At 72.7% G+C, this 11,179-nt stretch carries 8 protein-coding genes; 2 read left to right on the plus strand and 6 right to left on the minus strand.

Going from position 1 to position 11,179, the window contains the following annotated elements; all coding sequences use genetic code 11:
- Positions 1-124: 124 nt before the first annotated feature.
- The gene (locus N4P33_RS26590; protein ID WP_260829321.1) at positions 125-1,270 is read left to right on the plus strand and encodes a helix-turn-helix domain-containing protein; all 1,146 of its coding nucleotides are present in this window, start codon (positions 125-127) and stop codon (positions 1,268-1,270) included.
- 109 nt (positions 1,271-1,379) lie between these two features.
- On the opposite strand, the gene sucD is transcribed toward N4P33_RS26590, so the two are convergent.
- The 6 genes from sucD to N4P33_RS26620 all read right to left on the minus strand — a co-directional run bounded on the left by sucD (position 1,380) and on the right by N4P33_RS26620 (position 10,037).
- Positions 1,380-2,264 (minus strand): succinate--CoA ligase subunit alpha, encoded by an 885-nt coding sequence (sucD, locus tag N4P33_RS26595; protein ID WP_260829322.1) that lies wholly within the window; start codon positions 2,262-2,264, stop codon positions 1,380-1,382.
- A 21-nt stretch (positions 2,265-2,285) separates the two neighbouring features.
- On the minus strand, positions 2,286-3,467 hold the full coding sequence (sucC, locus tag N4P33_RS26600; RefSeq protein WP_260829323.1) for an ADP-forming succinate--CoA ligase subunit beta: 1,182 nt from the start codon (positions 3,465-3,467) through the stop codon (positions 2,286-2,288).
- 573 nt (positions 3,468-4,040) lie between these two features.
- Entirely contained in the window at positions 4,041-5,045 is a 1,005-nt protein-coding gene (locus tag N4P33_RS26605) for a hypothetical protein (protein ID WP_260829324.1), read from the minus strand.
- A gap of 120 nt (positions 5,046-5,165) precedes the next feature.
- The gene (locus N4P33_RS26610) at positions 5,166-6,329 is read right to left on the minus strand and encodes a VWA domain-containing protein (protein ID WP_260829325.1); all 1,164 of its coding nucleotides are present in this window, start codon (positions 6,327-6,329) and stop codon (positions 5,166-5,168) included.
- 50 nt (positions 6,330-6,379) lie between these two features.
- A complete protein-coding gene (locus tag N4P33_RS26615) occupies positions 6,380-8,815 on the minus strand; it encodes a DUF5682 family protein (protein ID WP_260829326.1) in 2,436 nt (811 codons plus the stop codon).
- A 70-nt stretch (positions 8,816-8,885) separates the two neighbouring features.
- The gene (locus N4P33_RS26620; RefSeq protein WP_260829328.1) at positions 8,886-10,037 is read right to left on the minus strand and encodes an AAA family ATPase; all 1,152 of its coding nucleotides are present in this window, start codon (positions 10,035-10,037) and stop codon (positions 8,886-8,888) included.
- A gap of 133 nt (positions 10,038-10,170) precedes the next feature.
- On the opposite strand from N4P33_RS26620, the gene N4P33_RS26625 reads away from it, so the two are divergent.
- Positions 10,171-11,179, plus strand: a 1,009-nt coding sequence (locus tag N4P33_RS26625; RefSeq protein WP_260829329.1) for an SWIM zinc finger family protein, incomplete at its 3' end; no start/stop codon positions are given.

Below are 11,179 nucleotides of genomic sequence, written 5' to 3' on the forward strand. Positions count from 1 at the left end.
GGGCGGTCGCGTGGATCACGTCCGCCATGCTCCCAACGACACGCGCTTTCCCGTCGTAACGAGCGAAGCTCCGTAGTGTCGCCCAATATACGTTTATGTACTTTTTCGTACGAAGGGGCGCCCTGTGAAGCGGAGCCCTGCCACCCCTCTCCCCGCACCGAAGGAACGCCGACGGCTGCGCGAGGCCGCCTCGCTGACACCGACTCAGCTCGCCCGGCGACTGGGCGTCCGCAGCGACACGGTGCGCGCATGGGAGTCCGGCCGCACGACGCCCCGCGGCCGGAATCGGGAGACGTACGCGAAGCTGCTGGCGTCGCTGGAGCGGGGCGAGGCCCCTCATGACGGTGACAACGCTGGTGAGGACGAGGGCATGGTGACGGTCTGTCTGGAGAAGCTCACCGACGACACCGCGCACCGGGCGGTCGCACCCGAGCCCGCGAGATTCGCCCAGACACCCCCGGACGACCGGTGCTACCTGACGCCCGCTCAGGCCTTCGACGCGCTGTACGCCTTCTGCGCCCCCGCGCTCGTCCGGCAGACGTATCTGCTGACCGGGCGCCGCGAGCTGGCCCGGGAGTCGGTCGAGCGGGCCTTCCAACTGGCCTGGGAACGCTGGCCCGAGGTGGCCCGCGACCCCGAACCGGCCGGCTGGGTGCGGGCGGCGGCGTACGAGTGGGCGCTGTCGCCCTGGCACCGCTTCCGCCCCCGCCACCGCACACCGGAACCCCCGCCCGCGGACAGTTCCGACCGCGCCCTGCTGGACGCCCTGCTGCACCTGCCGCCACCGCAGCGGCGCACGCTGCTGCTGTACGACGGCGTCGGCCTCGACCTGCCCGAGACGGCCGCGGAGACGGAGGCGAGCACACCCTCGGCCGCCCGCCGGCTGCTGCACGCGCGCGAGGCCGTCGCCGCCCGGCTGCCGGAGCTGTCCGATCCCGAACTGCTGCACGAGCGGCTGGCCGAAGTGGCCTCCGCCGAACGCCTGCGGCCGGCCAGACCGGACGAGGTGCGCAGCGGCAGCGAGCGCCGGGCCCGCTTCTGGACGCGTTCCGCGATCGCCTTCACCGTCGCCCTGATCGGCACCACGGCGCTCACCCTGTTCACCGCCCCGACGCACTACGAACCGCCGGTGCCGCCGGGTGAGACCGTCCAGGGCGTGCCGCCGCGCGTGGCGCCGGGCCCCCTGTCGGAGAAGGAGCGGGAGCTGCGGTCCAAGCTGCGCGAGGAACTGCTGCACGGGCCGGAGCGGCTGGCTCCGCACGCGGGGTGAGACCGTGCCCGGAACCGGCTGAACGACGGCGGGCCCGTCCCCTGAACAGGGGACGGGCCCGACCGTGCTGTGCTGCGCTGTGCCCGTGGCTCAGCCGGCGAGGCTGTGCTTAATTGCCGAGAATGGCGCGCGCCAGCTTGGCGGTCTCGGTCGGCGTCTTGCCGACCTTGACGCCGGCGGCCTCGAGGGCCTCCTTCTTCGCCTGGGCGGTGCCGGAGGAGCCGGAGACGATGGCGCCGGCGTGGCCCATGGTCTTGCCCTCGGGCGCGGTGAAGCCCGCGACGTAGCCGACGACCGGCTTGGTCACGTTGTCCTTGATGAAGGCCGCGGCCCGCTCCTCGGCGTCGCCGCCGATCTCGCCGATCATCACGATCAGGTCGGTGTCGGGGTCGTCCTGGAACGCCTTCAGCGCGTCGATGTGGGTGGTGCCGATGATCGGGTCACCGCCGATGCCGACGCAGGTGGAGAAGCCGATGTCCCGCAGCTCGTACATCATCTGGTACGTCAGCGTGCCGGACTTCGAGACCAGGCCGATGCGGCCCGGCTTGGTGATGTCGGCCGGGATGATGCCGGCGTTCGACTGACCGGGGGTGATCAGGCCGGGGCAGTTCGGGCCGATGATGCGGGTCTTGTTGCCCTTCTTGCCCGCGTACGCCCAGAACGCGGCGGTGTCGTGCACCGCGATGCCCTCGGTGATGACGACCGCGAGCGGGATCTCGGCGTCGATGGCCTCGACGACGGCGTCCTTGGTGAACTTCTCCGGGACGAAGATGACCGTGACGTCGGCGCCGGTCTTCTCGATGGCCTCCTTGACGGAGCCGAAGACCGGGATCTCGGTGCCGTCGAAGTCGACCGTGGTGCCCGCCTTGCGCGGGTTCACGCCGCCGACGATGTTGGTGCCGGACGCCAGCATGCGCTTGGTGTGCTTCTGGCCCTCGGAGCCGGTCATGCCCTGGACGATGACCTTGGATTCCTTGGTGAGGAAGATAGCCATGGTGTTCTGTGACCTCGTCCCTTACTTCGCGGCAGCAGCCAGCTCGGCGGCCTTGTCGGCCGCGCCGTCCATGGTGTCCACGCGCTGCACGAGCGGGTGGTTGCGGTCGTCGAGGATCCGACGGCCCAGTTCGGCGTTGTTGCCGTCGAGGCGGACGACCAGCGGCTTGGTGACTTCCTCGCCCTTGGACTCGAGGAGCTCCAGGGCCTGCACGATGCCGTTGGCGACGGCGTCGCAGGCGGTGATGCCGCCGAAGACGTTGACGAAGACGGACTTGACGTCCGGGTCGCCGAGGATGATCTCCAGGCCGTTCGCCATGACCTCGGCGGAGGCACCGCCGCCGATGTCGAGGAAGTTGGCGGGCTTGACGCCCTTGTGGGCCTCACCGGCGTACGCGACGACGTCCAGGGTGCTCATGACGAGACCCGCGCCGTTGCCGATGATGCCGACCTCGCCGTCGAGCTTGACGTAGTTGAGGTTCTTCTCCTTGGCTGCGGCCTCGAGCGGGTTGGCCGCGGCCTTGTCCGCCAGCTCCTCGAACTCGGGGTGGCGGAACTCGGCGTTGTCGTCCAGGGACACCTTGCCGTCGAGGGCGATGACGTCACCGGAGGCGACCTTGGCCAGCGGGTTCACCTCGACGAGGAGGGCGTCCTCCTTGATGAAGACGTCCCACAGCTTGACCAGGACGTCGGCCACCTTGTCGGCGACCTCGGCCGGGAACTTGGCGGCGGCGACGATCTCCTGCGCCTTGGCCTTGTCGACACCGTCGATCGCGTCGATCGCGACCTTGGCGACGGCCTCCGGGCGGTTGGCGGCCACCTCCTCGATGTCCATGCCGCCCTCGACGGAGGCGATGGCCAGGAAGGTGCGGTTGGCACGGTCGAGGAGGAAGGAGACGTAGTACTCCTCCAGGATCTCCGGGGCCGTCTCGGCGATCATCACCTTGTGGACCGTGTGGCCCTTGATGTCCATGCCGAGGATGTCCGTCGCGCGGGCGACGGCCTCGTCCGGGGTGGCGGCGAGCTTCACGCCACCGGCCTTGCCGCGGCCGCCGACCTTCACCTGGGCCTTGACGACGGACTTGCCACCCAGGCGCTCAGTGGCTGCGCGGGCCGCCTCAGGCGTGTCGATGACTTCACCGGCCAGCACCGGTACATCGTGCTTGGCGAAGAGGTCCCTCGCCTGGTACTCGAACAGGTCCACGCGCTTCCGTCCCTATCAGTGATCTCGCGGTTCGTTGGATGCGTGGGCGTGCCGCGAAGGGCAACGTGACGTCCGCTGTGTCACAAGGGAGGCGCACACGGTGTCCGAGCGCGCGGCATGTCCGTCTCGCAGGTTATCTCCGCTCGGGTGACGTCTCTAAATCGCGGGTCACACGTGAGCGGTGATACCTGTCACATGATGCCGCAATCACTGACACGCCGTGCCGCCGGTGAGGGGCCTCACCGGGCTGGGGTTGACCCGGTGAGGCCCGTAGAACCACCCGGAGGGGACACAAACGCCCTGCTCTCCGGGGTCCGGGGCCCGGCCCCCACCCCAATGGGGACCGGACACCCCGTCCACGGGTCGTGCGGCTCAGACGATCCGAGTGGCTTTCGGCCGTCCGAGGCCTGATGCCCCGCGGAGCTTTTTCTTACTCGGGAGTCAGATGCGGTGCGCATCTGCTGGGGAGCGGGCGGCTCGGGGAACGGAAGGGGCCGACGGCGATCGCGCCCCGTGCCGGGGGGAGGCGCCTGCCGTGGGCGAGCGAGCCCTTTGGAGGGGGGAGCTGGAGAGCTAGGCAGGCGGGACGGGGACGTCCTCGTATCGCTCGCGCGTCTCCAGCGTCTCGATGTGCGCATTGGCGCCGGGAACGAGGAGGGGCAGCGATCGGTGGTGGTGAGCGGCGACCGCGTGGACGTCGCCGGGACGCGGCTGACCGTGATCCGACGCCGAGCGGCCGTCCGGGTGCCCGCCGGGTACGCGCGGGGCGGGGGCGGGATCGACGTCACCGGTGCGGGAGGTGTCGACCGGCGCCTCGCTGCTGAGGGACGGGGAGCTGGTTCCGCCCGTGGTGACAGTGCGGTTCGGCAGCGGACCGTGGGCGGCGGCCTGCGAGGTCTCGGCTCGTCTGCCGAGGGCGGGCGAGTCGCCGGGAGGCGGGGTGGCGGCGGTGTTGCCGGACTCCGCTCCCAGCTCTGTCCCGGGCAGCAGCGCCCCCGGCGTGAGCGGCGCAGGCAGGACACGCTGCGGCGCATCCAACCCTCCGGGTACGCCGGGGAGCGGCTCGGGATTCCCTGCGCCGGGCAGGACCGGGATCGCGGGCAGCTGCGGCAACCTCACGGCCGGGGCTTCCGGCGGCACCGGCAGTTTGGGCAACCGCAAGGCCGGGACGTCGGACAGCTGCGGCACTTCCGATAGCTCCGGCAACCCCTCGGACGAGGTCCCCGGTGATACCCGAGAGGAGCCCTCCGGCACCTCGGGCAGGCGCGCGGACGGTGTCTGCTGGGACGGTGACACGTCCTGCTGTAGCTCGGTTACGTCGGCAGCCGGGGCCCGCGCCGGCTCGCCGCTCAGCCCGGCGAGACGCGACCCGGTATCGGAAGCAGCGTCCACGACGGAGGCACCCGGCGGCGTACGCTCCGCCGCCTCGGCCCGCTCCCCGTACAGAACGCCCAGGACGAACAGCGCGCCCACCAGCAGCAGGACACGCACCGCCAGTCGCAGCGCACGCGCACGCGACTCCGCCGCCGTACGCATCACGCGCACCGCGGCCTCGGGCAGCGCTGCCGGCCAGGTCACGAGGGACACCTCACGCGTCCGATTCCATTCGAACGGCGCCGATCCTCGCACGCGACTCCCGAGGCCGCGCAAGCCCCGTGTGACCGATGGCTGGTCATGTCCCCTTTCGTCGGCCCGCGTTCACGCCGTGTCCGGTATCGGCAGCGGCCGCTTCTCGATCGCCGCCGCCATCACCTCCGGGAACAGATCCGGCGTACACGCGAACGCGGGCGCGCCCAGTGCCGCGAGCGCCGCCGCATGCTCCCGGTCGTACGCGGGCGCCCCCTCGTCGGACAGCGCGAGCAGCGTCACGAACTGCACCCCCGACGCCTTCATCGCCGCCACCCGCTTGAGCATCTCCTCGCGTATGCCGCCCTCGTACAGATCACTGATCAGCACGACCACCGTCTCCGCCGGCCGGCTGATCCGCGACTGGCAGTACGCCAGCGCCCGGTTGATGTCCGTACCCCCACCGAGCTGCGTGCCGAACAGCACGTCCACGGGGTCGTCGAGCTGGTCCGTGAGATCGACGACCGCCGTGTCGAACACGACGAGCCGCGTGCTGAGCGACCGCATGGACGCGAGCACCGCCCCGAACACCGACGCGTAGACGACCGACGCCGCCATCGACCCCGACTGGTCGACGCACAGCACGACCTCCTTCTTCACCGACTGCGAAGCCCGCCCGTAGCCGACGAGCCGCTCGGGCACGACCGTCCGGTACTCGGGGAGGTAGTGCTTGAGGTTCGCCGCGATCGTGCGGTTCCAGTCGATGTCGTGGTGGCGGGGCCGGCTGACGCGCGCGCTGCGGTCGAGCGCGCCGGTGAGTGTGGCCCGGGTCCGCGTCGCCAGCCGTTTTTCCAGGTCGTCCACGACCTTGCGCACCACCGCCCGCGCTGTCTCCTTCGTCGTCTCCGGCATCGCCTTGTTGAGCGACAGCAGGGTGCCGACGAGGTGGACGTCGGCCTCGACGGCCTCCAGCATCTCCGGCTCCAGCAGGAGCGTGGCCAGCCCGAGCCGGTCGATGGCGTCACGCTGCATGACCTGGACGACGGAGGAGGGGAAGTACGTCCGGATGTCCCCGAGCCAGCGCGCCACCGACGGCGCCGACGCCCCCAGCCCCGCTGAACGGTCCTTCCCCGTCTGCGTCTTGTCGCCCTTGCCGTAGAGCGCGGCCAGCGCCCCGTCCATCGCGGCGTCCTGCCCGGACAGAGCGCATCCGGAGCCGTCCGCGGCATCCCCGCCGAGCACGAGCCGCCAGCGCCGCAACCGCTCCTGCGCCGGGTCCGTCATCGCGGTCCCCATCCGTGTCTCCCCCTCTCCCGTCCGTTCCTCTCCCGCCCGTTCCGTGCCCGTCATCCCGCTGCCCTCACCGGGCGGGCATCCGCCGCCTTCCCGGCCCCGGCCCCGTCCACGTCCCCGTCCAGCCCCAGCAGCAGCCGCACGACCGGCAGCACCGCGTCCGCCCGCCCGGTGTCGAGGCCCGCGGCGAAGCCGGGGAGGCCGGCACCGGACGCCGCCATGTCGTCCCTCGCCCCCGGACCGCGCCGGACCAGTTCGCCGAGCGTGCGCCGCACCCCCGGTTCGTACGCCGAGAACGTCCGCCGCAGCAGCGGCAGTACGTCGGTGAACGCCTCCGCCGGCACTCCCGTGAGCCATCTGTCGACCAGTCCCAGCAGCCGCTCGTCGTGGACGAGGAGCAGCCCTCCCCCGGAGCCGCCGCCGACGAAACCCTCGATCCACGCGGCCGCGTCCGCCGGCGGTGTGCCCGGAGACAGCACCAGCCCCATCAGGCGCGCCGCCTCGTCCTGGCCCAGCTGTCCGTCGTCCAGCAGCAGCCGCACCGAACGCCCGCGGATCACGCCGGGCACGGTGTCCCGCCCGGACAGGGTCCGCAGCACCGACTGCCAGCGGGGCCGCAGGTCCGCCCGCGCCGGTCCGGGAGCGTCGCCGAGGAGGCCGACCGCGCCGTGCACCGCGTCGAGATGGCGCCGCATCTCGTCGGCGGCGTCCGCGTCCAGCGCCGCGCAGGCCGGGGGCAGCCCGACGAAGACCCGCTCGGCCAGCCCGGCGGCGACCTCGGCCAGCGCCGCGGTGTCCGTGCCGCGCACATCGCCGTACCGCAGGGAGCGGACGAGCGCCGGCAGGGCCTGGGCGAGATGGCCGACGTCCGTGTCCAGCGCCGCGCGGTCCGCGAGGATCCGCATCACCGTGGGCAGCGCGTCCGGCAGTCCGGCCAGCAGGCAGCGCTCGGCGAGCCCGGTGACGTCGGCGAGCCCCGGTGCGGCCACGGCGTCGGCCTCCGCCTTGGCGGTCGCGGCGGCCCGTACCGTCGTGCCCCACACCCCGGCCTCGGCGACCCGCACGGACAGCTCCGGCTCCCAGCGCAGCCGCCACGTCTCCCGGAACGTGCCGGTGCTTCCGCGCGACACCGCCGGCTCCCCCCACGCGACACCGAGCAGGCGCAGCCGGTGCAGCAGCCTGCTGCGCCCCGCGTCGGTCTCCTTGCGCAGGTCGAGCTCCAGCTCCCGCTCCAGCGCCTCCGGTTTCAGCCGCAGCCGGCGCTGGGCCCGCTCGAGGTCCCGTTGCAGCGGCACCGCGGGCGCCGCCGCCGGTACCTCGCCCAGGACGTCCCCGACGACCAGCCGGTCGTGCACCAGCGCCAACGGCACGTCCGAGCCCTCGCACATCACCGCCCGTATCGCGTCGGTGGTCTCGCTCAGCCCGGGCAGCGGCCGCCCGCGCAGCGCGGCGAGCGTCTCCGCCAGCCGTACGGCCTCGATGACATGCGCGGAGGAGACGAGCCGGTCCTCGGCCCGCAGCAGCCCCGCCACCTTGGTCATCCACCGCTCCACCGGCCGGTCCCGGGTGGCGAACAGATGCCCGTACCAGCCCGGCGAGTCGATGCCGGCGCCGTAGCCGCTCGCCCTGGCCAGTCTGCGGTTGGTCCAGGGCACCCACGTCATGTCCGTCTTGACCTTGGGCAGCCCCTTCACCAGGACACGGTCGGCCGTGACCGTGGACCTCTGGCGCAGCGCGGGCACATGCCAGGCCCCGCACACCACGGCCACACCGTCCTCGAACTCCCGCTGCGCGGACCGGATCTGCAGCCGCATGTACGCCTCACGTACCGGATCCCGGTCGTGCCCACCGCTGCCGTAGGCGTCCCGCAGCGCCGTCATCGCCTCCTCCAGCGCGGTGAACGGGGCGAGCGCGTCCCCCTTCCCCACACCCCGGTGCTCCACGACGTCCTCCCACCACCGCTCGGCGTCGTCGTACCCGGCGGTCTCGGCCAGCACCCCGAGGGGATCGACCCGCACATCACCGCGCGGCCCGCCGTCACGGCACGCACCGTCGCCTTCGCCTTCTGCGTCGGCATCGGCATCGGTATCGGTATCGGTATCGGCAGGGTCGCCGTCCTCCCCCTGCTCGTCCCTCCAGGCCAGCGTGTGCGTGGCCGGCAGGTCGATGAAGCGTGCGGGAACGTCGTGCTCCAGCGCCCAGCGGACGGCGACCCACTCCGGGGAGAACTCCGCCAGCGGCCAGAACGCCGAGCGGCCGGGCTCGTCCACGGCATGGGCGAGCAGCGCGACCGGCGGTCGCATGGCCTCGTCCGCGGCCAGCGGGATCAGGGCGTCCGCCTCGGGCGGCCCCTCGATCAGCACCACTCCCGGCCGGGCCTCGTCCAGCGCCGCCCGCACCGCCCGCGCAGAGCCCGGGCCGTGGTGCCGTACGCCCAGCAGCAGCGGCCCCGCGCGCAGCCGCCCGCCGCCGGACTGCTCACCGTCCATCACTCCGTCCCCCTGGAAACGTCCCGCACCGCCGTGCCGGTTCCCCACTCCGGCCCCTCCCCCTGCCCATTCATGCGCTGACCTCCCGGCAGGCCCGGTAGAAGTCGGTCCAGCCGTCCCGTTCGCGGACGACCGTCTCGAGGTACTCCTGCCAGATCACCCGGTCCGCCGCCGGGTCGCGGACGACCGCGCCGAGGATGCCCGCCGCGACGTCGCCGGCCCGGAGCATGCCGTCGCCGAAATGGGCGGCCAGCGCCAGGCCGTTGGTGACGACGGAGATCGCCTCGGCCGTCGACAGCGTGCCGCTGGGCGACTTCAGCTTCGTCCGCCCGTCGGTGGTGATCCCGTCGCGCAGCTCGCGGAAGACGGTGACGACACGGCGGATCTCGTCGATGCCGTCGGGCACGGCCGGCAGGTCGAGCGAGCGGCCGATCTGATCGACGCGGCGCGAGACGATGTCGACCTCCGCCTCGGGCGTCTCCGGCAGGGGCAGCACCACGGTGTTGAAGCGGCGGCGCAGGGCGCTGGACAGGTCGTTGACCCCGCGGTCGCGGTCGTTGGCCGTGGCGATGAGGTTGAAGCCGCGGACCGCCTGCACCTCCTGGCCCAGTTCCGGTATCGGCAGTGTCTTCTCGGACAGGATCGTGATGAGCGTGTCCTGCACGTCGGCCGGGATCCGGGTCAGCTCCTCGACGCGGGCCGTCATGCCCTCGGCCATGGCGCGCATCACCGGGCTGGGTACGAGGGCGTCGCGGCTGGGGCCGTGGGCGAGCAACTGGGCGTAGTTCCAGCCGTAGCGGATCGCCTCCTCCGGGGTGCCCGCGGTGCCCTGCACCAGCAGGGTGGAGTCGCCGCTGACGGCGGCGGCCAGGTGCTCGGACACCCAGGTCTTGGCGGTGCCGGGCACGCCGAGCAGCAGCAGGGCCCGGTCGGTGGCGAGGGTGGTGACGGCGACCTCGACGATGCGGCGGGGGCCCACGTACTTCGGTGTGATGACCGTGCCGTCGGGCAGCGTGCCGCCGAGGAGGTAGGTCGCGACGGCCCACGGAGACAGCTTCCAGCGGGCGGGGCGCGGGCGGTCGTCCTGTGCGGCCAGCGCGGCGAGTTCGTCGGCGAAGGCGTCCTCGGCGTGCGGCCTCAGCACGTCGGCTGCGCCGGCGTGTGCGGGCGCGGAGCCGTTCTGGCTCGGGTCGACGGACGTCGGTGCTTCGGACACAGACATGGCTGAGTCCCCCTCCAGCTCGGCCGGGTTCGGATCTGACACCAACCGTGCATCACGCCACTGACAATCGCTCTGACCTGCACAAACGCGCCGCGGAGGCCGATTGTCAGTGCCGGGATCTAGTTTCGATGGCATGACTCAGCAGGGGGTGCGCTGGACCGCGGACCAGGTGCTGGCACTGGCGCCTGACACCGCGTCACGCACGGCGGGAAGCAAACTCGGCGCGGCCGGGCCGTGGTCCGAGGCCGGCAGTTCCGGCGAGGGGACGGTGTGGGGGCTGTGCAAGGGCAGCGGCAGCAAGCCGTATCAGACGGTCGTCGACATGGCGGATGCCTCCGGGCCCGCGTACAAGTGCAGTTGTCCGAGTCCTAAGTTCCCGTGCAAGCACGCGCTCGGTCTGCTGCTGCTCTGGGCCGGCGGGGACGGTGCGGTGCCGCGGGGCGAGGCGCCGGAGTGGGCGGCGCAGTGGATCGCGGGCCGGCGCATGCGCGTGGAGGAGAAGCGGACCGACGGCCCGTCCGCCGCCCCGGCCGGGTCCGCCGATCCGGAGGCGGCGCGGCGCAGAGCGGAGCGCCGTGCCGAGCGGGTCACCGCGGGCGCGGCGGAGCTGGAGCAGCGGCTTGCGGATCTGCTCCGCGGCGGCCTGGCCTCGGCGGAGCAGGCCGGTTACGGGCTGTGGGAGGAGACGGCGGCCCGCATGGTGGACGCCCAGGCCCAGGGTCTCGCGGCCCGGGTGCGGGAGCTGGGGGCGATCCCGGGCACCGGTCCCGGCTGGCCGGTGCGACTGCTGGAGGAGTGCGGGCTGCTCCATCTGCTGACCCAGGGCTGGCTGCGCCGCGAGCGGCTGCCGGAGGCCCTGGCCGCGACGGTCCGCTCCCGCGTCGGTCTGCCCACGTCGGCGGACGGCCCGCCGGTGCGCGACCACTGGCTGGTCCTCGCCCAGTACGACACGGCGGACGCCCGCCTGACGACCCGCCGTATCTGGCTGTACGGCACACGGTCGCAGCGTACGGCGCTCGTCCTCTCCTATGGTGCCGCGGGTCGCGCGCCGGAGCTCGCGCTGCCGGTGGGGCTGGCGCTGGACGCGGAGCTGTCGGCGTATCCGGGTGCCGGCCAGCCGCGGGCGGCGCTGGGCGAGCGGT

This window comes from Streptomyces sp. 15-116A (assembly GCF_025290915.1).
GTDB lineage: Bacteria > Actinomycetota > Actinomycetes > Streptomycetales > Streptomycetaceae > Streptomyces.

Excerpts from the sequence above, each read along its gene's own strand:
- N4P33_RS26610 (WP_260829325.1), bottom strand. The coding sequence starts at position 6,329 with ATGGGGACCGCGATGACGGACCCGGCGCAGGAGCGGTTGCGGCGCTGG.
- N4P33_RS26620 (WP_260829328.1), bottom strand. The coding sequence starts at position 10,037 with ATGTCTGTGTCCGAAGCACCGACGTCCGTCGACCCGAGCCAGAACGGC.
- N4P33_RS26615 (WP_260829326.1), bottom strand. The coding sequence starts at position 8,815 with ATGGACGGTGAGCAGTCCGGCGGCGGGCGGCTGCGCGCGGGGCCGCTG.
- sucD (WP_260829322.1), bottom strand. The coding sequence starts at position 2,264 with ATGGCTATCTTCCTCACCAAGGAATCCAAGGTCATCGTCCAGGGCATG.